Genomic DNA, 23,688 nt, shown 5'->3' on the forward strand with positions numbered 1-23,688 from the left:
CTCAACCACCGGTCCCTGGGGCGAAGGTGCTGCCCGTGTCCTGCTTGTACGGCGGGCTCTGCCACTGCCCGGAGTCGAGCACCTGGCTCGGGTCCTGGACGACGAAGGTCCACGACCCGAGGTAGACGTTGTCGTGCCAGCGGTTGTGCTGCTTGCGGGTGATCGCCTCGGCCACCCGCTTGCCCTTGTACGGCGACCAGTCCGGATAGGTGCCGTAGTTGGAAAGCACCGCCATGCGGTCGCACTTCGCCGTGCACTCGACGACGGACTTGTCCAGGACGAAGCGGTTGCCGTGGATGTCCACCCGCTGGGTCTTCCACCGGCAGTCGGCGTGGAGCGGTGCGGTGGCGATCGCCGGCTGCGCGCAGCGGTCCTTGTCCTTCACCAGCAACGTGCAGTCACCGGACGAGGTGTTGGCCGGGCTGTTGCAGAACCGGTCGGCGTTCTCCCACAGGGTGATCCCGTTCCAGTTGTTCTCCAGCACGTTCCGGTAGACGTCGATCTTGTCCGTGCGGGCCCGGACCCGTGGTTCGCCGCCGGCCTCGGACAGGTAGACGGTCGCGAACGGGAAGTTGTCGCCGCGGTCGGCGGACCTGCGGCCCTCGACCCAGTTGTTCCGCCGGATCGTGTTGTTCCGGATGACCGCGTTGTAGCTGATCTCGTAGATCAGCGCGGCACCGTCATTGGCCTCGAGCACGTTGTTCTCGATGCGGAAGTCGTTGTTGTTGGTGTCGGCCCACAACCCGGCTCCACGGTTGTCGTGCACCCAGTTGCCGCGTATGTCGGCACCGTTGACGGCCCAGAACTTGATGCCTCCGGTGCAGCCGCAGCCCGGCTTCCGCCGCTCCCAGTCGCCGGTGTTGTTGCCCACGATCTCGTTGCCCTCGACCACCAGGTCACGGATGGAGTTGCCGGTCTTGTAGGCGTTCATTCCGTACTGGCCGTTGTCGCGCAGGCAGTTGGCGCGGACCTGCTGGCGGGCGCCGGCCATCAGCCCGGCGCCGCCGTTGTCCTGGATCGTGGCGTGCTCGATCACCCACCCGTCGGCCATGTCGTGGTTGACCACGCCCTCGTCGGTCGGTGCCACGAAGCGCTGCACGGTCAGGTAGCGGATGGTGACGTCGCGGGCGGTGCCGCTGAACGCGTACGCGTTCTTCTTCCCGCCGTCGAGAACCGCGCCCGGCGCGCCGAGGTAGCGGTTCCCCTTCTTGGCGATGACCTGGGCGTAGCGGTCCGGCTCAAGCCTGTGCTTGCCCGGTCGAAGCCAGAACGTGGTGCCCGGGGGGCTGCTCTTGGTCTTCTCCGCCAGGTCACCGATCACCCCGGGGTCGACCGTCACCGCGCCCGCCGGCGCCTTCGCCGGCCCGGCCGGGGGCTTGGCGCACACCCGGGCCACGGACGTGGAGGGCGCCCCGGTTGCGGAGGGCGCATCGGTCGGCTCGGCTCGGGCGTCCGGCGTGCTCGTACAGCCGGTCGCCGCCAGCAGGGCCAGCGCCAGCGGTGCCGTCGGCCACGCCCAGTGCCGCCTCTTGATCCCCACGCGCCCCCCTAGCCGCGGAACCTGAGTACGGTGGTGAACCCCGCCACGCCGTCGGTGAAACCGGTGCCGACCAGCGTGGTGGCGGGTTCCTTGCGCCCGAAGCCGGCGGAGTACCAGCCCAGCGGCGGATCGGTCTCGCCGCGATGCGCCCGCCAGGACAGCTGCCCGGGCAGGTCGAGCACCGCGGAGCGGTCCTCGCCGTCCCGGGTCCAGGTGAGCACCGCCCGGTTCCCCACGAGGTCCGCGGCGATCGCCGGGCCGAGGTGGAACGCCAGCCGCACGGCCCTGTTCGGGCTGTGTTGGCCGCGGACCTCGTCCACCACCCTCAGCTCCTGGCTCGCGGCCGTCAGCTCCACCCGGCGGCGGTGCACGGAGCCCTGGTAGCCGTCGTGCTCGGCACACCAGCGGGCCGTCCCCCCGTCGGAGGTGCCGGAGGTGTCCACGGCCAGGACCCGGCTGCGGGCATGCCGGGTCCACAGGAACGGGCCGCCGGAGACGGACTGGTCACCGCCGTCCAGCTGCAGGGTGTTGTGGCCGAGGGTCGACCGGAAGTACTGCCGCCACTCGGGCTGCCCGTGGTAGCAGTACGTCCCCGGGTCGGCGAGCACGTCGACCCCGTCGTGCCGGACCTCCACGGACAGCGCGTCCGCGTGGGCATGCGCGGCGATGGACAGGAAGCCGTGCGGACCGCCGTCGCAGCGGCACCAGATCTCCTCCGGACCGCGCAGGATGGTGAGCCCCGCGTCGGCGAAGTGGGCCGGTCGGTTTGCCGGGCGGGTCACGGCCGGTGCGGTGCCGTCCTTCGCGTACGGCCGGATGAGCGCGGCCAGCAGCGGGGTGCGCACATCGGTGCCGGTCACCTCCGGCCACCAGGCGAGCCGGCCGAACACGGCGTCCCCGGTGGCCAGCAGCGAGGCCCAGCGGTCGGTGCCCGCGCCGTCCACGATCAGACCGTGCCCGTCGTCCGCGTCTCCCTGGCGCGGCGGCCGTAACCGGCTGTCCACGATGGCCGCGAGCGCGTCGGTCATCCGCAGCAGCACAAGGCGGATCGACTCGGGGACCGGCCTGCCTGCGGCATCCGCCTCGGCCACCGCGGCCAGGCCGAGTTCAAGGACGAGTCCGTGATACTCGGTGGCCAGCTCGCGGTTGAGGCCCGAGTCGAAGGTGTTGCTCCGCAGGTGCCGCTCCAGCGACCACAGTGCGTCGGCTCGCCAGCGAGCCGAGGAGGGGAACCACCCGAACGCGCAGGCCGCGGCGAACTGCCCGGCGGCCTCGGCGATGACGTGGTTGTTCGCCGAGGACCCCCGGCTGGGGAAGGCGGCCAGCCAGCGCTGGTGGTGCCAGATCTGGTTCAGGGCCACCGGGTTGTCCTCGAACAGCCCGGCCGCGCCCGGCCAGCCGTCGAGCAGCCGGCGGATCCACACCCACGACAGCAGCCGGATGCCCAGCTCGATGCCGCTGATCCAATGGACGCCGCGCAGGGGTGGGTTGGCCGCCCACCACGACCGCAGGTGCTCGGCGACTCGCTCGGCGTACCGCTCGTTCCCGGTGATCGCGTAGGCGGCGGCGAGCACGGTGAGGTACTGGTGCCGGGACGGCTCCCAGATCTGCTTGATGTCCCCGACGGCGTCCTCGTTCCGGTACGGCACGTCGAAGGCGTAGTCCCAGGGAGCCCGGCGCCCGGTCTTCGGGTCGTACGACCAGTCCGGGTCGGTGAGGTCGTCGCGGACCACCCCGAAGTACTCGGCATGCCCGTACATGAGCCGGTCCGCCTCGGCGACGAGACGTTTCGCGGCATCGGGAGGTATCGCGGCGACTGCCTCGGCGGGCAGGACCGCGGTGAACCGGGCGCCGGTCACGCTCGGGCAGTCGGGCCGCGCCGACCGCCACCGCCGCCTGCGCACCGCGTCGCCCACCCGGCCCGCGACCTCCTGCGGTCCCATCCGGGACAGCCGCCGCAGGTACCAGCCCGGACTCCCCGAGTTCACAGTCATCGCGTCCTCGCCAACGTCACCGGCGCGCCGCCCGCCAGGCCGGTCCGCACGGCGAGGGTGGCCGCCGTGGTGGCGACCAGCGACTGAAGCGGCACCGGCATCGGCCCGCCGGTCCGCACGGCCTTGATGAACGCGGCCAGCTCGGCGTTCTGGCCCTTGTCGCGGGCCTTGGGCAGCCGCGAACTGACCCACCGCTTGCGGCCGACCCCTCCGTCTGCAAACAGCGAGGCACGGACGAAGTCGTCGAGCCGCAGCGCACGGCCGTCCGCGACCAGGTCCAGCGTCTCCTTGGGGAAGTTGGATGGGCCGGTGGTGACGTAGCTGATGGTGGCGGTGGACCCGTCCGGGTAGCGCAGCACGACTTGGAGGTCGTCGTTGCCGGACGTGGCGACCGCGTACACCGAGACCGGGTCGGCGTCGAGCAGCCAGCTCGCCGTGTCGATGAAGTGTCCGCCCTCACCGGCGAACCGTGAACCCTCGGTGCCCTGTTGGAGGTACCAGCTGCCGTGCTGCAGTCGGCCCGCGTTGACCAGGTAGCGGAGGTTCGCCGGACCGGTCCGGGCGCCGAACCGCTTCCTGGCCTCCTGCAGCAGCGGCGCGAACCGGCGGTTGAAGCCCACCTGCAGCCGGTCGTTGCCGGACTCCTCCACCGCCGCGAGCACGCCGGCCAGTTCGTCCTCGGTGAGCGCCAGCGGCTTCTCCACGAACACGGTCTTGCCGGCCAGCAGTGCTTTTCGGGTCAGTTCGGCGTGCGAGCTGTGCCGGGTGACGACGAACACCGCGTCGATGGACTTGTCGCCGAGCACGGCGTCGAGGTCGGTGGTCGCCTCGGCGAAGCCGAACTTGCGCTGCGCGTTGGCCGCGGACAGCGCCGTCGTGGTGACGACGGTGGACAGCTCGACGCCGTCGCGCTGTACCAGGTGCGGCAGCAACATCGACGTCGCGTAGTTTCCCGCGCCGACGAACGCAAGACGCACCGGCGTCTTGGCGGCCCGGACCGGGCTCCGCTTCACGTCGACCTCGGGCACGGCCACTGCCGGGGCCTCCGCTTCCACCTTCTGTTCGGGGTAGCGGAACAGCACGGCCACGGCCTTCAGGTCGCCGTCCTTCAGGCTCTGGTACGTCTCGACGGCGTCATCGAAGTCGGCGACGTGGGAGACCAAAGGCTCCACGTCGACGCTGCCACGGGCGAGGAGATCGAGGAAGCACGCCAGGTTGCGGCGCTCGGTCCAGCGCACATAGCCGATCGGGTAGTCCCGGCCCTCCAGCTCGTACTCCGGGTCGTAGCGCCCGGGGCCGTAACTGCGAGAGAACCGGACGTCGAGTTCCTTCTCGTAGTACGCGTTCCACGGCAGGTCCAGGCGGCACTTGCCGATGTCGACGACCCGGCCGCGGTCGCGGCACAGCCGGGCGGCCAGCTCGACGGGTTGGTTGCTGCCGCCGCCGGCGGCCAGGTACACCTGGTCCACGCCGTGACCGCCGGTGAGTTCGGCGACGGCGGTTTCCACGGCCGCGGACGCGGGGTCGCCGCAGGCCTCCGCGCCCAGGCGCTCGGCGAGTTCGCAGCGCACCGGGTCGGGGTCGGCGCCGACGACGCGGACTCCCGAGGCGGCCAGGAGCTGCACCACCAGCTGCCCGATCAGGCCGAGGCCGATGATCAGCGCCACTTCGCCGAGCTGGGACTCGCCCTGGCGGACGCCCTGCAGCGCGATCGACCCGACGGTGCCGAAGGCCGCGTGCCTGGGCGCGAGGCCGTCCGGCACCGGGGTGTAGAGGTTCTTCGGCACCCAGTTCAGCTCGGCGTGCAACGCGTGCTCGTTGCCGGCGCAGGCCACGAGGTCGCCGACCTTCACGTCGTCGATCCCGGCGCCGACCTGCTCGACCACCCCGCACAGCGAGTAGCCCAGCGGCGTGTAGGAGTCCAGCTTGCCCATCACCTTGCGGTAGGTGGCGGGCACCCCGTTGGTGGCCACGCTCTGCATGACCTTGGCCACCTGGTCCGGCCGGGAGCGGGCCTTGCCCAGCATCGACATGCCGGCCTCGGACACCTTCATGAGCTCGGTCCCGGTGGAGATCAGCGAGTAGGCGCTGCGGACCAGCACACCGCCCGGCTTGCACCCCGGCACCGGCACGTCGAGCACCGCCAGCTCGCCGCTCTTGTAGTTCTGCACAACCTGTTTCACCCGAAGTCCCCTGATTCCTAAGCCGTTTGCCGAGTGCTCTGGCCGGACCCGGAGGTCGCGTCGCGATACCAGTACTCGAGGGTCAGCACATGCCACAGATGCTTGGAGAAGTCCCGCTGCCCGGCGGCGTCCTCGGCGACCATCCGCGCCAGCGCGTCGCGGCGCAGGAACCCGGAGCGGACGAGCTCGCCGTCGTTGACCACCTCGCGCACCAGCGGTGCCAGATCCCGGCTCATCCAGGCCCGCAGCGGGGCGCTGAACAGGCCCTTGGGCCGGTACACGATCTCCCGGGGCAGGACCGAGCCGGCCGCCTCCTTCAGGACCGCCTTTCCCTGCCGTCCGACGATCTTGCGATCACCGGGCACCGCGAACGCCGCCTTGACCACCTCGACGTCGACGTACGGAACCCGCACCTCGGTCGACGCGGCCATGCTGGAGCGGTCCGTGTACGTGAGGTTCAGGCCCGGCAGGAACATCCGGGCGTCGGTCAGGCACATGCGGTTGACGAAGTCGTCGAGGTCGTTGTCCTGGTAGATGTCCGCATGCTCGGTCAGTACGTCGTCGACCGCCTGGGCCAGGTCCGGATCGAGCAGGGCGAGCAGCTCCTCCTGGTCGTACATGGTGTAGCTGCGCCGGAACGCGGTCTCCTCCGGCAGATCGGCGAAGGAGAGGAACCGCTTCGCGAAGCGCACCGACCGGTACCCCCGGCGGCTCGTTGCGACCGGCAGCCGGTCCACGGCCCTGGACAGGCCGCGCCGCAGAGGCCGCGGGACGCGCTGGTAGCGCAGCGCGATCAGGTTGGCCAGGTGCTTGCGGTAACCGGCGAACAGCTCGTCGGCGCCCATCCCCGAGAGCATCACCTTGACCCCGGCCTCCCGGGCGGCCGAGCAGATCAGGAACGTGTTGATCGCGGCGGGGTCGCCGATCGGTTCGTCCAGGTGGTACGTCATCTGCGGCAGCAGGTCGAGCACGTTCGGGGCGATCTCGATCTCGTGCAGGTCGACGCCGAACCGCTCGGCCACCTGCCGGGCGTAGCGCAGGTCGTCGGGCATCGCCTCGAACCTGGCGTCCTCGGCGCGGAACCCGATCGTGTAGGCGGAGATCCCGGGTCGGTGGCGGGCCGCCAGCGCGGTCAGCCAGCTGGAGTCGAGGCCGCCGGAGAGGAAGGTCGCCACGGGTACGTCGGAGAGCAGGTGCTGCCGGGTCGACTCCTCGACGACGGCGGCAAGGTCCGGCCGCTCGCCGCTCCGGGCCCGCTCCCGGCCCTCGGCGGCGACGTCCTTCAGATGCCAGAACCGGCCGCGCTCCACCCGGCCGTCGGCCCGGCACCTCAGCCAGCTCCCCGGCGGCAGCTTCTCCGCTTCACGGAACGCGCACCGTGAGTCCGGCACCCAGTAATAGAGGAGCGAGGCCACCAGTGCCGCATGGTCCACCTCCAGCGACCCGCCGGTCGCGGCGGCCAGCGCCTTGAGCTCGGAGGCGAACACCAGGCCCTCGCCGCGCCGGAGCAGGAACAGCGGCTTGATGCCGAGCTGGTCGCGGGCGAGCACCAGGTCACCGGTGCGCTCGTCGAAGATCCCGAACGCGAACATACCGCGCAGCCGGGGCAGACAGTCCGTGCCCCAGCGCCGCCAGGCCTCGAGCAGCACCTCGGTGTCGGAGGTACCGCGAAAGCTCACCCCGGCGGCTGCCAGCTCGGCACGCAGCTCGGGCGCGTTGTACAGCTCGCCGTTGTACGTCAGGGCGAGGCCGTCCGAGACCATCGGCTGGGCGCCGGTCTCGGACAGGTCGATGATGGCCAGCCGACGGTGCCCGAGGTGCACTTCGCCGTCACCGACGGGGTGACCGTACCGGCCCGCCCCGTCCGGACCTCGGTGGGCGAGGGTTTCGGTGAGCCGGTCGGTCACCAGCTTCCCGTCCGGCCATCGGTAAGTACCTGCGATGCCACACATGTCCTACCGCGCCTCCTGGTCGTTGTCCGGGACCCGTGCGGCCCACATCGCCTGCCGTTCCGCCCGCCGCCGGCCCTCCCCCACTGCCTGAACGGCGTGGGAGGTACCCCCACCGCTCTGCCGGGCCGGCGGCTCGCCATGGCCGCGCAGCGCGGTGTGCGGCCCGTCCCACAGCGTGCCGTCGGTCCGGTCACGCGGATCGGGGTCGATCAGCACCACACCGATCACCGGAATGCGCTGGTCCGCGAGCTGCCGCGCCACGGTGTGCAGCCATGCGGCGCTGCCGTGCCCGGCACGCACGACGAGCACGGTCCGGGTGCCGAGGTACTGGAGGTCGGTCCACGCCGTGCCGGGCGCCACCGAGCCGACGCCGAGCCGGCGCTCCTGAGGCGACACGGCCGCGGCACGCTCGCCGCTGACCACGGTCGGGTCTCCTGGCTTCGGGCGGCGGCCCGAGAGCCGCGGGCCGGGCAGACCGTCGATGACGGCCACCGGCCCGTCCGCCGCCAGTGCCCTGGCGACGTCCAGGGCGATCGCGCCGGCGCTGCGCGCACAGCCCAGTTCCAGCAGCGACACCGGTTCCGCGGAGCCTCGTACGGTGCGGGCAAGGCTCGCGGTGAGCCGTTCGCGTGCCGCCCGGGTCCGTCGGCGCTGCCACAGCCCGCCCGACCGGCGGGGCAGCTCCGCGACGACCGAGGCGCCCAGGTTCGCGGCGATGTCCCGGCGCAGCACGGGACGGTCCGCCACCACCGTGCCGACCGCGGCCAGCGCGAGCCCGACGACGAGCCCGAGGACGAGCCCGATCGCGGCGTTGGTGACAGTGGCTTTGGGCAGGGAGTGCCGCACCGCGCGCGGGGCGTCCACGATCTGCGTGCCGGCGATGACCTTGGGCGTGCCGATGCGCGCCTCCTCGGCGCGCTGGTCGAAATCGGCGATCCGCGAGTTGAGCTCGGCCCGGCGGGCGAAAAGCGTCTCGATGCTCGCCGACGCTTTCGGGTCGCTCTCCGGCGATCGGTTTCCGATCGCCTTGTTGATCTTGGTGAGCTCGTCCCGCATGCGGTCACGCTGGTCGAGCAGGGCCTCGGCCTCGGCGTTCGCGGCTTCCCGCATCCGCCTCACATGGTCCGCGACGAACGCGTCGGCCAGCGCCTCGGCCCGGGCCACCGCATCCGCGTCGCTGTCACCTGTCACGGTGATCTGCAGCAGGTTGTTGGTCAAGCCGGTGCCCCGGTAGTCCCGCATGAAGTCCTCTGGATTTTCCGGGGACTTGAGGGTCCGCAGGGCCTTGTCGGCGATCCGCGTGGTGTGCAGCAGCTCGACGTCGGTGCGGATCAGCGTTCCGGTGTCGTTCGGCTGGTCCTCCTGATGGGTGACCAGCACCTTGGTCACCGCGGTCGGTGGCGGCGGCAGCAGGACCGCCACCGCCGCGCCGACCAGCAGCCCGAGCAGCGCCAGGGAGCCCCAGAGGCGGCGGCGCCTGCGCACCGCCACCACCAGCGCCTGCAGGTCCAGCAGCGGAGCGGCGGCCGACGACTCCGCGGTCTTGCTCGTCGTCACACCGAACCTCCCGTCGCGTGGCCGCGCACCGCGAGCGCCAGAGTGGCCTCATCCGAGGAACGGCCGGCGGTCCGCGTCGGACGGGCCCGGACCGTTCCGGCGACGACGATGCCGACGACCGCGTGCCCGGCGTCCGCACACGCCTCGGCGATGCCGGCGAGCTCCTCTGCGGTCCGGCTGCCCACGCTGAGGACGACCAGGGCACCGGACTCGGTGTCGCGGTCCGGCACCATCGGCCGGTCCACCGAAACCTCCACCACCCGCAGCAACGGATCGCTCTTGGCCTCGGCGACGAGCTGCCCGGCGGCCCGGCGGGCGATCTCGTCGCCGTCCGGTACGACAACCAGCAGCCGCCGGGGGGCCGGCAGCTGATCCCGGAGGCGAGCACACACCCGCCGGTAGCGGATCCGCCTGTCGGCCTCGTCGCCGGGCCTCCGCGGCGTCGGTAGGTCCCACCGGGTGTCGACGCCGAGGAGCCGGCGGATCCAGGCCTGTGGGCCACGGCCCTCCGACCGGTGCGCGGGCCATTCACCAGGCACGTCGACGGTGCCCAGCAGTGCCGAGCCCAGCGCCGCGGCGATCTCCGGTTCGGTGCGCAGTCGGCGGTTCATCCGTGCGGCGGCGAGATGGCCGATGACCGCGAGCAGGAAGAACAGCACCGCCCCGGCGACGATGAGCTGCATCCTCGTCGGTGGCGCCTCGCCGGTCGGCCGGGCGGCCGGCCCCATGACGACCATGCCGGCCTTGTCGGTCGCCGGGTCGGCCTCGTCCAGCTTCTTCATGGCCTCTTCCAGCGAGGTGCGCAGCTTCTCGAGCGCGGTGCGGGCCTGGACGCTCTCCACGGTCTGCCCCGGATCGGCCGCATTGGCCAGGTCGGTGATGCGGCGGTTGGTCTCCACGACCTTCTGCCGCAGCGCCTCGGACTCCGTAGCCGCTTCGGGGTCGGTGCCGCCGCCCGCGATCCGCGCGGCGAATCCGACGAATTCCTGGGCCACCCGGTCGGAGAGCTGCTGAGCGCGCTCCGGGGTGTCGGCCGTACCCGAGATCTTGATGATGTTCCCGTCGGCGGCCTTGGCGCTCACACGATCCAACAGCTCGCCGCCGCTGACACCCTTCCAGCCGAGCGTGGCGGCAGCGCGGTCGACCACCGCCGAACTGGTCGCGATGTCCACCTGAGTCAGCAGCTCGCGCTCTTCCCACTGCCCCGGCAGCAGTACCGATGCCGACGTCGTGTACCGCGGCGGAAACAGCAAAGAAGTGCCGTAGCCGACGAGCGCGCCCACGACGGCGATGACGGCGAGAAGCCGCCGGCGCCGACGGAGAATCCGCCCGATCGTGACCAGGCGTATGGTTTCCTCGCTCAACTGCGCGGCCTCTTCCCTGTGCGGACCGGGCCACCCGCCGACACCGGAGTGCGGTCACGGCAGGCAGCGGCGTAGGCGGCGAGCAGCGACGCCTGCGAGTTCCGCCAGGAGAGCGGCCCGCTGATCCGCTCCTGGCCGATCTTGCCCATCCGGGCCCGCTTCTCCGGATCGTCAAGGAGCAGCGCGATGAGCCCCGCGAACCGGGCCTCGTCGTTGGCGGGCGCGTAGACGGCGGCGTCACCGGCGGAGACGCGCGCCTCCTTCAGGTCGAAGGAGACGATCGGCCGGCCCATCGCCATGTACTCCAGGACCTTGTTCATGGTCGACACGTCGTTGAGCGGATTGCGCGGGTCGGGGGAGAGACACACGTCCGCGGTGGACAGGTAGCGCACCAGGTCGGCGTCCGGAATGCGCCCGGTGAACCGCACTTGTTCCGAGAGCCCGAGCCGCCGGGACAGCTCCACCATCGCGTCGAAGGCGTCGCCGGAGCCGACGAACACCGCATGCCAGTCGGTCCGCCCGCACTCGTCGCGCAGCTTCGCGAGGGCCCGCAAGGCGTAGTCGACGCCGTCCTGCGGGCCCATGACGCCGAGGTAGCACAGCAGATGGGGTTTGCCGCGCTTCAACTCCGGCTCGGGCGGCACCGGTTGGAACCGCTCGATCTGGGGCGCGCTGCGCACCACGAAAACGTCCTCAGGGCGTCGGCCGCCACGGCGCACCGCGACGTCCCGGTAGCTCTCGTTCGTGGCGAGGACGACGTCCGCCGCCCGGTAGGTCCGCCGTTCCAGCGCGCGCACGGCCCGGTAGAGCAGGTCCTTGCCGCGGTCGAACCGGGAGAGATACAGCTCGGGTACCAGGTCGTGCTGGTCGAAGACGAACCGCGCGCCGCGCCGCTTCAGCCACAGTGCCGGCAGGAACAGCAGGTCGGGCGGGTTGCAGGCGTGGACCACGTCGACCGGGCCGACCTTCCGGGCCAGCCGGGCCGTGTGCCACAACGCCGATCCGTACTCCCGCAGGTAGCCGGCGGGTCCTCCGGTGGCCGCGCGCAACGGGTAGCGGTGGATCCGCACCCCGTCGATCTCCGCCTCCGGCTCCGTGTCCCGCTTCTCCCCCCGGGGGCAGATGACGTGCACCTCCCAGCCCGCGTCGCGCAGCGTCGTGCACTCCTGCCACACCCGCCGGTCGAACGGCACCGACAGGTTCTCCACCAGGATCAGCGCGCGCCGGTCCGGCCGGTTGCCGCTGGTCGTGTCACCAAGCGTCGTGTCACCAAGCAAGGCCCATGTACCCCGGTTCGGCCCGGCGCGCCTCGGCGTCGGGAAGGCGGATGAGGTCGACGATCACCGGGCCGCCGCCATGGGGCAGCGCCGACAGCACGGCCGGGTCCCTGGTCCCGACCAGGCACACCTCGGCGTGCTCCAGCACCTCGTCGACGGAATCCGCGAGCAGTTGCGCGAGGTGCGGCAACCGGGTCTCGATGTACTCGCGGTTCGCGCCGATCAGCCGGGAGAGGCTCACGTTGGCGTCGTGGATCTTCAGGTCGTAACCCTTGCCGAAGAGCCGCTCCGCCAGTTCGACGAGCGGGCTCTCGCGGAGGTCGTCGGTGCCGGGTTTGAAGGAGAGCCCGAACAGGCCCACCCGGCGCTTGCCGGTGCGCTCGACCAGCTCCACCGCGCGTTGCAGATGGGCGGAGTTGGAGGACAGCACGTGGGACAGGATGGGCACCGAGACGTCGGCCCGCTGCGCCGCGTGGACCAGGCTGCGCAGGTCCTTGGGCAGGCAGGAGCCACCGAAGGCGAAGCCGGGCCGCAGATAGGCGGGGCTGATGTTCAGCTTGCGGTCGGCCAGGAACACGTCCATCACCTGGTGCGAGTCCACGCCGAGCGCCTGGCACACCGCGCCCAGCTCGTTCGCGAAGCCGATCTTGAGGCCGTGGAACGCGTTGTCCGCGTATTTGATCGCCTCGGCCGTCGGGACCGGCACCCGGAACACCTCGCCGGGCAGGCCGTCGTACAGCGCCGTCACCGTGTCGCCGCTCGCCGGGTCGAGCTCGCCGATGACGGTCTTGGGCGGGTCGAAGAAGTCCCGCACGCTCGTGCCCTCGCGCAGGAACTCCGGGTTGACCGCGACCCCGAAGTCCACCCCGGCCGTGCCGCCGACGTTCTTCTCCAGGATCGGTACCAGCAGGTTCAGGCAGGTACCCGGGAGCATGGTGCTGCGGAACACGACGGTGTGCCGACCCCCCTGCTCGGCCCCCTCGGCCAGCGCGGCGCCGATCTGCTCGGTGACCCGTTCCAAGTACGTGGTGCACAGGCTGCCGTTGGGCTCCGACGGGGTGCCCACGCAGACCAGAGACACCTCGCTGTTCATGATCGCCTCGCGGACGTCGCCGGTGGCGCGGAGCGCCCCGGTCCGCACGACCTCGGCGATGAGCTCGCCGATCCGCTCCTCGACCACCGGGGCCAAGCCGCTGTTGACCAGGTCGACCTTCACCTGGTTCACGTCCACCCCGATGACCTCGTGGCCCATGCTGGCCAGGCACGCGGCCGACACGCAGCCCACGTAGCCGAGCCCGAAAACGCTGACTCTCATGACGCGTTCCTCCCCCCAGGCAGGCCCTTGTGGCCTGCGGTCCCCCAATGCAGGCCCTTGTGGTCTGCGTTCCGCGCGCCGGCCGGACGACGGCCGCCGCGCATCAATAGGCCCCCTGCCCGTGGATCACCGCACGCAGCGTCTTCCACAAGATCACTGCGTCCAGGGCGAGCGACCAGTCCTCCACGTACCGCAGGTCGAGCCGGACCGCCTCCTCCCACGGCAGGTCGCTGCGCCCGCTGATCTGCCACAGGCCGGTGAGCCCGGGCTTGACCAGCAGCCGCCGCCGGATGTCCGGGCCGTACGCGGCGGACTCCTCCGGCAACGGAGGCCGCGGACCGACGAGCGACATCGATCCGGTGAGCACGTTGAAAAGCTGCGGGAGCTCGTCGAGCGAGTACCGGCGCAGCACCGCTCCCACCCGGGTCACCCGCGGATCCCGGCGGAGCTTGAACAGCAGGCCTGCGCCCTCGTTGCGGTCGGCCAGCTCGGCACGTGCCCCATGAGCCCCGGCGACCATGGTGCGGAACTTGAGGATGGTGAACTCGCGGCCGTCCTTGCCGACCCTGCGCTGGCGGTAGAACGCCCCGCCCCGGCTGTCCACCATCACGAGCAGCGCGACGAACACCATCAAGGGCGCGAACAACATCAGCAGAAACGTTGCGCCTACTCGGTCGACCACCCCTTTGACCGCCCGGCGGCCCCCGGTGAAGGCCGGCATGCTGACCCGCAGCAGCGGGATCCCGAGCACCGCGTCGACGTGCAGCCGCGGGCCGGCCACCTCCATGAGCACGGGGGCCACGACCATCTCGGCGTCGCTGCCTTCGAGGTTCCAGGCCAGCCGCTGCAGCCGGTCCGGTGACCAGTGCGGGTCAGGTGTGACCGCGACGACACGGTAGCCGTCGTGGCGGACATGCTTGGCGACGTCCTCCAGTTGGCCGACGACCGGCACTCCGTCCAGTTGGTCACCGTCGAGCCCGCGACCGTCCGCCGTGCACACCGCATCCACTCGCCAGCCGAGGTGCGGGAACTTGCGGGTGCGGGTGATCAGGTCCCGCACGGTGGCCGGGCTCCCGGCAGTGAGCACCGGTCTCAGACACCGCCCTTCCTTCCGCTGTTTGTGCAGCCAGAGGCGCAGCAGATACCGCTCGGTCATGGTGATGAGCGCGATCGCGGGGATCGCGACGAAGATCCAGAGCTTGATGTTGCGCGAGGTGAGGGCGATCCCGCCGAGTGCCAGTACGACGGTCGCCATGAACAGGGAGCGTCCGAGCCGGCGGAATTCCTCGGCGCCCTGGCCGAGCACGGCCGGAGCCCAGGACCGGCTCACCGCAAGAGCTCCCAGCACCAGCAGCTCGGTGCCGAATGCGAGAATTCCCCACTTCTCGTGCCAGTTGGCCGCGTCCCGGGCCCCGAAGAATTCGCCGATCGTCGCCACCACGAAGGCGGTGGCCACGGTATCGCTGGTGATCACGGCACGGCGGTACCGCTGCTCCCAGTCGTTCGCGCTCTGGCTGATCGCCCCGTTCGCCAGACGCCCGCGCGCCGACGGAAACGGGTCGACTAATTCCCCCTGCTGCACAGGACCCCCCAGGTCGCCAGTGGTTCGACGTGCTCGCCTCACACTGTTTCTCCCGGGAGGCACCCCCGCCCCCCGTGCCGCGCTGTTCCTCCCCTCGGGAGGACCCCGCCCCCCGCGCATGACATTCCGGCTATTTCAGCGCCACTTGAACAACCCACCCCGGCGGCAGCGGACTCACATGTCCTGCCGGACTCTCGACGTGCGCCGGGAACCCATCGAAACCCCGGGTGCTCCCCGCACCCAAGGCCCCTCTCGGGCTCCAGGCATTGATCACCCCCAGGTCGGCGCCGGGGACGCGACTGCTGGCTGTCTGTGGCGCCGGACCTATAGATCATTAACGGTTGCTTCGTGTTCGAACAGCTGAAGCACGGTCAATCTAGACCATCGGGGCCAGTATGAAGAGAGGGCGTGGGGAATTTGTGCGCAAGCTTTGAGACTGGATTCTCCGGCCGATGACCGCCTACGGGTGCCCTGTTGAGGGCGCTACGGCGAGCGCGGCCATGTCCTCCTCGGCACCGGCACGCGCCCTCTACGGTGGAGATCCGGATGCCGCCGAGGCGGTGGGGGAGGAGGGCGACAGGCGTGCGCAGGGTTCCGCCGGAGATGTTCCGGTTCACGACGGTGGAGAGGTCGGATCTGTACGGGGCGGTGCTGGACGCCTTCGGTGTGGCCGGCGAGCACCTGGAGACGGCGCTGGGGCTCGACGCGGTGCGCGAGCGGCTGCGCGGGGTGGGCTGGGCAGCGGCGGTCGAGGACGAGGAACTGCATGAGGCGCTCAGGCGGCTTGTGCAGTGGGAGCTCCTGGACGTGGTGCACAACCACGCGGAGAACTACCGCATGGCCGAGGAGTACGAGCGGCGCAACCTGCAGTACTCGCTGACCCGCCGGGGCGAGGCCGCTCTCGCCGGAGTGCGGCACGCGCTTGAGGTTCTCGCCTCCACGGGGGCGCTGCAGACGGCCGTGCTGGAGGCGATCGCCGACCGGCTCGACGAGCTGTGCCTGCTGTCCGGCGAGCCCGCCTCGGCCGATCGCCGGATCTACACCACGCTGCGGGAGCTGGAGGGGCATCTGGAGGCCCTGGTGGAGAACACCAAGGCATTCAACGGCGAACTGCAGCGGCTGCTGCGCGCCGAGGGCGCCGATCTGGAGGTGTTCCGCGAGGTCAAGGCCGCCACCGTCGCGTATCTGCAGGAGTTCCTGGTCAACCTCGACCGGCGCGGGCAGACGGTCGCCGCCGCGGTGGCCCGGGTGGAGGAGCGAGGGACCGCCGTGCTGCGCGAGCGAGCCCTGCGCGGGGCCGAACTGCCACCGGTGGCCGGTGAGGATCCCGCGGCCGGCTGGCTGGAGAGCCGGCGGGCACGCTGGGCGGGCCTGCGGGCGTGGTTCCTGCCGGACGACGGGGCGCGGCCCCGGATCGAGCAGTTGCACGACATCGCCCGGCGGGCCATCGTCTCGCTGCTGCAGGTCCTGGAGCGGATCAACGAGTCACGGCGCCGCTCCTCCAGCGCCGTGCAGGACTTCAGGGAGCTGGCGCGCTGGTTCGCGGCGGCCCCCGTGGAGGAGGACCTGCACCGGCTGTGGTCGGCGGCCTTCGGTCTCGGCCCGGCGCGCCACGCTCATCTCGCCCACCCCGACCCGGAGTTGATCCCGTCGTCCCATTCCTGGTCCGAGGCCCCGCCCGTGCGGGTGTCGGCGCTGCTGCGGACCAGCGGACGGACCGAGCGCTTCACACGCACGGCCAGGGTGCGGGACGTCGCGGCGGTGAGGGCGGAGCGCGCCGAGCGGGCCCGCGCGGAGCGAGCGGAACTCGCGCGTGCCTGGCGGGTGCTGGAGACGGACGGCCCCGTGCGTCTGTCCGCCTTCGGCGCGCTGGATCCCGCTGTCTTCGACCGGCTGCTGGACCTGCTGGGCCGGGCCCTGTCCGCCCGGCCGGACGCGGGCGGTCTGCGGCGCGCCACGACCGGGGACGGCCGGGTGGAGATCGCGCTGTCTCCGCCTCCCGACGAGCGCACCGCCGTACTGCGCACCGCGAAGGGCGCGCTGGCCGGACCGGACTACGTCGTCCACATCATGGCGGCGGGCGGAGCGAGCGCCTTCCCGGCCTTCGGCGCCGCGCGGCAGGAGGCGGCCGGATGAGCACCCTTGCCAACCAACTGGCCGCCGCGGAACGGGAGGAGGTCGCGCGCGCCATCCGTCTCCTGCTGGCCCGCCCCCTGCTGACCGAGGCCGCCGACCCGGCCGGCTTCGAACTGGTACGCCGCCGTCGTGAGCCGCTGGCCCAGTGGTTCGACTACACCTGCGGCTGGAGCCTGGTGGTGGAGCCCCGCCGCGGTTACGCCCGCCTCACCAAGGTCCGCGCCGACCCGGACGGCTCCCGCCCGGCCCGCAGGGCGCGTTCCGGCCGGGCCCCGTTCGACCGCCGGCGTTACGTGCTGCTCTGCGTGACGGCGGCCGAACTGTTGTCGATGCCGATGACGACCATCGGCATGCTCGCCGACCGTGTCGTGCAGGCCACGGCGGCCGACCGGGCACTGGCCGCGTTCGACCCGGTCCACCGGGCGGAGCGGACGGCGTTCGTCGACGTCCTCAAGCTGCTGGAGTCGTACGACGTGCTGCGCGTGGTGGACGGGACGACCGAGGCGTACGTCGAGTCAGCGGAGGCGAAGGTCCTCTACCGTGTGGACACCACGCTGCTGATGCGGCTGCCCGCCGCGCCCGTCGGTGCCTCCCGCCTCGCCGTACCTCCGGACGAGGTGCCGGCGCGGTTCGAGGAACTCCTCACGGGGCTGGTGCGGGAGCGCCGCTACGGCGGCACGGTCGTCGACGGGACGGCGGACGAGGCGCACGGCGAGACCGCCGCCACGGACGCACAACGCAACCTGCGGCTGCGCCACTCGGTGCTGCGTCGCCTCTTCGACGACCCGGTGCTGTACCGGTCGGACCTCGCCGACGACGAGCTGGCGTATGTCACCTCCCTGACCGGGCGCCAGATCCTGCGCCGCTCGGTCGAGCAGGCCGGCTTCCTCCTGGAGGAGCGAGCCGAGGGCTTTCTGCTCGTGGACCCGGACGGACTCGCCACCGATGTCCGCTTCCCCGACGACACGTCCACCGCCCGGGTCGCCGCGCTGCTCCTTCTGGAGCCGCTCTGCGCCGCGCCCGCCGGGATGCTGCCCGAACAGCTCGCCGAGGCCGGAGCGGATCTGCTGCGCCGCTTCCCGCGCTGGGCCAAGGCGTACCAGTCCGAGGACGGCGCGGCCCGGCTGTCCGACGACGCCGTACGCGTACTGCGGGATGTCGGCCTGGCCCGCCGGGCCGGGGGCCGTGTCGTCGCGTGCCCGGCCGCGTACCGCTACCGCCTGACGGAGACGACGAGTTCGGACCCGGAAGACAAGCCCGGACCGGAGCGGGGCGCGAGTCCGCGCGAGACGGCAAGTGCCACGGCCTCCCGTGGCGTTGTCGCGGAAGGAGACCAGCAGTGAGCGTGACAGAGCTTCCCCACCCGCGGCGGCCGGAGTCCGTCGAGCCCGCCGAGGCACCGGCACAAGCGGCGGATGCCGCCCGCAGCCGCTGGCAGCCGCACCGCGCGGGCATCCTCAACGTCTGGCGCTACTACGACGAGACCTTCACCTTCCACCAGGGCCGCCTGCTGCTGCGCGGTCAGAACGGTTCGGGCAAGTCCAAGGCCCTCGAACTTCTGCTGCCCTTCCTCTTCGACGCCAGCCTCCGCCCCAACCGCCTGTCCACGTTCGGCGGTTCGGAACGCACCATGCACTGGAACCTGCTGGGCGAGGGCGCCTCCGGCAAGACCCGCGTCGGATACGTGTGGATGGAGTTCCGCCGCGTCGGCGACGACGGCAGCGAGCGGTGGTTCGGCTGCGGGGCGCGCCTCCAGGCGACCGTGCACACCAGCGGGGCCCACGCCGACTACTTCACCACCGGCGCCAGGATCGCCCACCCGGACGGTGTGCTCCTCGTCAACGAGGCGGGACAGCCACTGACCCGGGCCGCCCTCGCCGAAGCCCTGCGCGACCGCGGCGACGTGCACGCCTCCGCCACCGACTACCGCACGGCCGTACGACGTGAGCTCTTCGCCGGCATGGGGGAGCAGCGTTACGAGTCGCTGCTGTCCGCCCTGCTCCAGCTGCGCCAGCCCAAGCTGTCCGAACGGCTCGACCCGTCCCTGCTCTCCACCCTGCTGTCCCGTGCCCTGCCCCCACTGGGCGAAGGAGAGATCGCCGAACTCGCCGAGGGCTTCGAGCGGCTGGACCGCCAGCGCGAACACCTCAAGCGGCTCGACGACGAGGTGACGGCGGCCGAGACCGTCGCATCCCGGCAGCGCGCCTACGCGCGACGGGTCCTGCGTGCCGGTTCCGCCGCGCTGATCTCGGCGACCACCGAGATGGACAACCTCACCCGTGTCGCCCGCCGGAGCGCCGAGCAACTCGAACAGGCGTTGGCGGAACGCGAGTCGGCCCAGGCGCTGCGCGAGGAACAGGGACTGCGCGCGCACGCCCTGGAGGAGACCGTCGAGGGCCTGCGCGAGAGCGACGCGTACAAGCAGGGTGAGGAACTCGACCGGCTCCGCCGCCGCACGGAAGACATGGCAGCCGCCGCCGGGCGGCAGCGCGCCACCGCCCAGGCCGCTCAGGCCAGGGCGGAGGAGGATCAGCGGTACGCCGACGAGGCCGCGAGGCAGGCCCGCGCCCTCGACGAGCACGCGCGCGAGGCCGCCGAGGAAGCACGCCGGTCGGCCCGGGCAGCGGGTCTGGAGTCCATCCATCACGAGGCGAGGACAATCCTGGGCGCTGATCATGTGGTGCCCCTCCCCGACGGCACGGGGGGTGAGGCGGGCGGCAGTCGGCCCGAGGGCTCCGGCGCTGCACCCACGGTGGGCGAGAACGGGGCCCGGCAGGCCCGTCGGCTGCTGCGGGGCGCGGTCACCGCCCGACGGCAGCAGGTCACCCTCATCACCGAGGCGATGGACGACCACGATCGCGCGGTACGCGACCGGGGCGCCGTCGAGGACCTGCTGGACGAGGCCCGTACGCGGCTCGCGGAGGCGATCGCCCGGCGGGACGAGGCGTCCGGCGCCTGGGACGACGCCCTCGCCGCGCAGGGGGAACGGCTGCTCGCCTGGGCCGGGGGCTGCGCGGAACTGCGTATCGCCGACCCCGGGGAACTGGTTGCCGGGGCGGCGACCGAGGCCGCGGTGACGGCCCTGACCGAAGCCGCCGCGCGCCCGCTGGAACAGGAGATCGCCACCGCGGAGGCCACCGCCCGAGCCGCACGCCAGGGCCTGCGGGACGAGCGGAGCCGACTTGAGGAGGAGGTACGACGGCTGAGCGGTGAGACCGACCTGCCGCCTGCGCCCCCGCTCACCCGCACCACCGTCCGCACGGCGACGGCGGGAGCACCACTGTGGCGGCTGGTCGCCTTCCGCGAAGGTGTCCCGTTGTCCGTCCAGGCCGCGGTGGAGGCCGCTCTGGAGGCGTCGGGCCTCATGGACGCGTGGGTCAGCCCCTACGACGGGATCACGCTGCCGGGGCACGACACGCGGGCCGAGGCGGCCCTGGCCGTGGCCGCCCCTGGGCCCAGCCTGCTGGAGGTGCTGAGGCCCGAGGAGGCCATCCCCGTCCCGGTCGACACCGTGATCCGTATCCTCGCCGGTGTCGCGTACGGCACATATCTGCCCGGCGGGCACCCCGCGGCCGTGTCGGCCGACGGTGCCTGGCGTCTCGCGCTCGCCACCGGTACCTGGAGCAAGCCGGAACCGGCCCACATCGGCGCCCTCGCGCGACAGCGGGCCCGGCAGCGCAGGATCGGTGAACTGACCGAGCGCATCAGCGAGACGAACGCCTCCCTCGCCGCGCTCGACGATCAACTGCGCGGCCTCGCCGCTCGCCGCGCCCGGCTGGACGCCGACCGCGCCGCTCGCCCCGACCACCGGGAACTCGACGCCCGGCGGCGCGACTGGGACCGCGCCGAGGAAAGAGTGGCCGCTCGGGACGACGCCGTACGTGACGCCGCCGGGCAACTGGCACGGCGCGAGAGCGAGGTGGAGGGCACTCTGCGCACGCTCAGCCGCCGGGCCGCGGAACACGGACTGCCCACCGACCGCGACCGATTGCGTGAACTCTCCGCCGACATCGACCGGTTCCGGGACTCCGCCGACAGCTGGGTGGACGCCCGCCTCACCGCGACCGCCGCCGCCGACAGGGCCCACCAGTTGGCCGCGCAGGCGGAGCGCTCGCGCCGGACCGCCGGGGAACAGGCCGAGGTGGCGGCTGCCGCCGAAGCGGAGGCGGCCGGGCTGAAGGCCCGCCTGGAGGCGGTGGAAGCCACCGTCGGCGAGGACTACCGGCAGATCGTCGCACGCGTCGCCGAGGCGCGCGCCGAGCTGCGCCGCTGCCGCGAGGAGGCCGGCCGGGCGGCCGACCTCCTGCTGCGCCTGGAAGGGCGCATCGGAGAGCTGCGGGCCACCAGCGGACAGGACGCCGAACGACGGGAACAGGCTGTCGCGACCCGGGACGGCGCGGCGCACCGGTTCCGGCACCTGTGCCTGGTCGGGCTGGCCGAGGACGCCGGCATCACACCGGAACTCGACGCCGGGGACGGCACCAAGGCCACCTTGGAGGCCGCCCGTGCCACAGCGGCGAAGTGGCCCGGCATCCCACACGCCCCACGCAACCTGGGCGACGCCGCGACCCGCCTCTCCGAAGCGGTCCACGAGGCCCGCCGGCGCCTCGGTGCCCGCGCCGACCTGGACCTGGAACCCGACGACGACATCCAGCTCTTCACCGCGACCCTGGACGGCGTACGCGTGGGGGCGACGGGCCTGCTCACCACGCTCACCCAGGAACGCGACCGCAGCCGCGACGACATCACCACCGCCGAGCGGCGCCTCTTCGACCAGATCCTCACCGGCGACATCCGCCGCCACCTCGCGGCCCGCATCCGCCAGGCCGGCGAACTCGTCGACCGTATGAACGGGCACCTGGAGCGGGTCCGTACCGCCTCCAACGTCGCCGTCCAACTCGTCTGGGACGTCCGCCCGGATCTTCCGGACAGCACCCGCACCGCCCGCCAGCTGCTCCTCAAGGACCCCGGCCGGGTCACCGAGACCGACCGGGAGGCCCTGCACGCCTTCTTCCGCGCCCGTATCGAGGAGGCCAAGGACGGCGACACGGCCGCGAGCTGGGAGGAACAGCTCGGCGAGGTGCTCGACTACACCGCCTGGCACCGCTTCACCGTCCGCCTGGACCGGGCGAACGGGACCGGCTGGCAGCCGCTGACCAAGAAGCTGCACGGTGCGCTCTCCGGCGGAGAGAAGGCCATCGCACTGCACCTGCCGCTGTTCGCCGCCGTCGCCGCCCACTACGAGGCCGTGCCCCTGGCACCCCGGCCGATCCTGCTGGACGAGGTCTTCGTCGGCGTCGACACCGTCAACCGCGGACAGGTCTTCGCGCTGCTCACCGCACTCGACCTGGATCTCATGGTCACCTCCGACCACGAGTGGTGCACCTACGGCGAGCTGCCCGGCATCGCCGTCCACCAACTCCTCACCGACGGGGACGACGACGCGGTCACCAGCGCCCGCTTCGTCTGGAACGGCACCGACCTGGAGGCGGGATGACCCACCCGGAACCGGCCCCGGGCGAACGCACCCTGCGCCGCCCCGAACTCCGTCCGCTCTGGCACACGGTCCACGACCGCCTCTCCTCCGGCCGCCCCGTCACACGGGTGCGCCTCGGACCGCTCGACGACGCCCAACGCGAAGCCCTCGCCGACCTCCTCGGTCTGGACCGGCTGCCGGACGTCCGGCCCTCCGTGGCCCTGGCCCGGCTGGAAGAAGCCGTCACCGAGCTGTGCGGCCGTACCGTGCGCGAAACCGTCACCGAACTCGTGGGCCCCCTCGACGACCGGGCGGGCGAACGACGCCGCCAGGACGGCGAACGCGCCGAATTGTGGACATGGCTGGACGGCCACGACATCGTGCGGGCTCTGCCGGCGCTCGCCGACTGGGTCGCCTCCTGCCGAGCCACCGGTCTGGTCGACGGCTCACCGGAACGCACCCGATCCCTGCTGACCGACGCGCTGACCGTGCTCGCGGAGCTCCCCGCCCGAGCTGAGCCCCTGCCCGTGTTCGCCGCCCGAGTCCTGAAGGGCGACTCCCACGCGCTCGACGACGGCACCCGCCTTTCCACCCTCGTCCTGCGTGCCCTGGCGACCCTCCACGACACCGCCCCGCCACAGTCCGCGGCGGACCGGCGCGCCCTGTGGGCTCGCGCGGGTGTCGCCGACGACGACCTGTCCGCCACCGTTCTCGTCGGTGGACTGCGCCCGTCCGGCGACGGTCCGCTCGCCCGCGTGGCCCGCGTCTGTGCCGAGGCCGGGCAGGCGGCCAGCCTGACCCTCGCCCAACTGCGGGCCCCGGGCGAGTTCACGCTCGATGCCGACCCCGCGCCCGTCGTCCACGCCGTGGAGAATCCCAGCGTCCTGGCCCTCGCGGTACGCCGCTTCGGGCCGGACTGTCCGCCGCTCGTGTGCACGTCCGGCTGGCCCAACAGCGCGGCCATCCATCTCCTCCGCCTCCTCGCGGACCAGGGCGCCGTCCTTCGCTACCACGGCGACTTCGACGGTGAGGGCATCCGCATCGCCGCGTATCTCCTGGACAAGACGCCGGCACGCCCCTGGCGCATGACGGCGGCGGACTACCGCGCCGCGGTCGCCCGCACACCGCACGGCCCTCGGCCGGGCCGTCTGACCGAGGCACCCTGGGACCCCGAACTCACCCGTGCCATGACCGAACACGGCATCGCCGTGGTCGAGGAACTGGTGGCCGACGTCCTGCTGGCGGACCTGGCTATGTGAACCGGTAAAGCTCGGCTTTCCATCGCGATGGGCAATCGTTGCGCGAGCGGCTT

The 23,688-nt window shown here is 72.1% G+C and carries 13 protein-coding genes; 4 read left to right on the forward strand and 9 right to left on the reverse strand.

Annotated features, from left to right (window positions below; all coding sequences use genetic code 11):
* Position 1: 1 nt before the first annotated feature.
* The 9 genes from STRIP9103_RS25770 to STRIP9103_RS25810 all read right to left on the reverse strand — a co-directional run bounded on the left by STRIP9103_RS25770 (position 2) and on the right by STRIP9103_RS25810 (position 14,764).
* On the reverse strand, positions 2-1,540 hold the full coding sequence (locus STRIP9103_RS25770; RefSeq protein ID WP_009322740.1) for a right-handed parallel beta-helix repeat-containing protein: 1,539 nt from the start codon (positions 1,538-1,540) through the stop codon (positions 2-4).
* An 8-nt stretch (positions 1,541-1,548) separates the two neighbouring features.
* Entirely contained in the window at positions 1,549-3,534 is a 1,986-nt protein-coding gene (locus STRIP9103_RS25775; protein ID WP_048820974.1) for an alginate lyase family protein, read from the reverse strand.
* Positions 3,531-5,717, reverse strand: coding sequence for a bi-domain-containing oxidoreductase (locus STRIP9103_RS25780; protein WP_009322725.1), 2,187 nt, complete (start codon positions 5,715-5,717; stop codon positions 3,531-3,533). Before STRIP9103_RS25780 ends, STRIP9103_RS25775 begins: the two co-directional genes overlap by 4 nt.
* 17 nt (positions 5,718-5,734) lie before the next feature.
* Positions 5,735-7,669, reverse strand: coding sequence for an asparagine synthase (glutamine-hydrolyzing) (gene asnB, locus STRIP9103_RS25785; protein ID WP_009322881.1), 1,935 nt, complete (start codon positions 7,667-7,669; stop codon positions 5,735-5,737).
* Positions 7,670-7,672: 3 nt separating this feature from the next.
* Complete coding sequence (locus tag STRIP9103_RS25790) at positions 7,673-9,226, reverse strand: Wzz/FepE/Etk N-terminal domain-containing protein (RefSeq protein ID WP_009322858.1); 1,554 nt, start codon at positions 9,224-9,226, stop codon at positions 7,673-7,675.
* Positions 9,223-10,590, reverse strand: a complete 1,368-nt coding sequence (locus tag STRIP9103_RS25795) for a Wzz/FepE/Etk N-terminal domain-containing protein (protein WP_009322785.1) — start codon at positions 10,588-10,590, stop codon at positions 9,223-9,225. Before STRIP9103_RS25795 ends, STRIP9103_RS25790 begins: the two co-directional genes overlap by 4 nt.
* Positions 10,587-11,867: a glycosyltransferase family 4 protein gene (locus STRIP9103_RS25800; protein ID WP_009322821.1), complete on the reverse strand. Its 1,281-nt coding sequence runs from the start codon at positions 11,865-11,867 to the stop codon at positions 10,587-10,589. Before STRIP9103_RS25800 ends, STRIP9103_RS25795 begins: the two co-directional genes overlap by 4 nt.
* A complete protein-coding gene (locus STRIP9103_RS25805; protein WP_009322799.1) occupies positions 11,857-13,182 on the reverse strand; it encodes a nucleotide sugar dehydrogenase in 1,326 nt (441 codons plus the stop codon). The genes STRIP9103_RS25800 and STRIP9103_RS25805 overlap by 11 nt, the downstream gene beginning before the upstream one ends.
* A gap of 103 nt (positions 13,183-13,285) precedes the next feature.
* Positions 13,286-14,764, reverse strand: a complete 1,479-nt coding sequence (locus STRIP9103_RS25810) for a sugar transferase (RefSeq protein ID WP_078614042.1) — start codon at positions 14,762-14,764, stop codon at positions 13,286-13,288.
* 582 nt (positions 14,765-15,346) lie between these two features.
* Here STRIP9103_RS25810 and STRIP9103_RS25815 point away from each other — a divergent pair.
* Genes STRIP9103_RS25815 through STRIP9103_RS25830 form a run of 4 tightly spaced genes read left to right on the forward strand, consistent with a single transcriptional unit; the run spans position 15,347 to position 23,635 of the window.
* Positions 15,347-16,900 carry a TIGR02677 family protein gene (locus STRIP9103_RS25815; RefSeq protein ID WP_009322809.1) on the forward strand — a complete coding sequence of 518 codons (1,554 nt, stop codon included), beginning with the start codon at positions 15,347-15,349 and terminating at the stop codon, positions 16,898-16,900.
* Positions 16,897-18,243: a TIGR02678 family protein gene (locus STRIP9103_RS25820; protein WP_009322853.1), complete on the forward strand. Its 1,347-nt coding sequence runs from the start codon at positions 16,897-16,899 to the stop codon at positions 18,241-18,243. The genes STRIP9103_RS25815 and STRIP9103_RS25820 overlap by 4 nt, the downstream gene beginning before the upstream one ends.
* Positions 18,240-22,397 (forward strand): TIGR02680 family protein, encoded by a 4,158-nt coding sequence (locus tag STRIP9103_RS25825; RefSeq protein ID WP_009322767.1) that lies wholly within the window; start codon positions 18,240-18,242, stop codon positions 22,395-22,397. Before STRIP9103_RS25820 ends, STRIP9103_RS25825 begins: the two co-directional genes overlap by 4 nt.
* A complete protein-coding gene (locus STRIP9103_RS25830) occupies positions 22,394-23,635 on the forward strand; it encodes a TIGR02679 family protein (protein ID WP_009322771.1) in 1,242 nt (413 codons plus the stop codon). Before STRIP9103_RS25825 ends, STRIP9103_RS25830 begins: the two co-directional genes overlap by 4 nt.
* Positions 23,636-23,688 lie beyond the last annotated feature (53 nt).

The organism is Streptomyces ipomoeae 91-03, assembly GCF_000317595.1.
Taxonomy (GTDB): domain Bacteria; phylum Actinomycetota; class Actinomycetes; order Streptomycetales; family Streptomycetaceae; genus Streptomyces; species Streptomyces ipomoeae.

Excerpts from the sequence above, each read along its gene's own strand:
- STRIP9103_RS25805 (WP_009322799.1), bottom strand. The coding sequence starts at position 13,182 with ATGAGAGTCAGCGTTTTCGGGCTCGGCTACGTGGGCTGCGTGTCGGCC.
- STRIP9103_RS25820 (WP_009322853.1), top strand. The coding sequence starts at position 16,897 with ATGAGCACCCTTGCCAACCAACTGGCCGCCGCGGAACGGGAGGAGGTC.
- STRIP9103_RS25775 (WP_048820974.1), bottom strand. The coding sequence starts at position 3,534 with ATGACTGTGAACTCGGGGAGTCCGGGCTGGTACCTGCGGCGGCTGTCC.
- asnB (WP_009322881.1), bottom strand. The coding sequence starts at position 7,669 with ATGTGTGGCATCGCAGGTACTTACCGATGGCCGGACGGGAAGCTGGTG.
- STRIP9103_RS25830 (WP_009322771.1), top strand. The coding sequence starts at position 22,394 with ATGACCCACCCGGAACCGGCCCCGGGCGAACGCACCCTGCGCCGCCCC.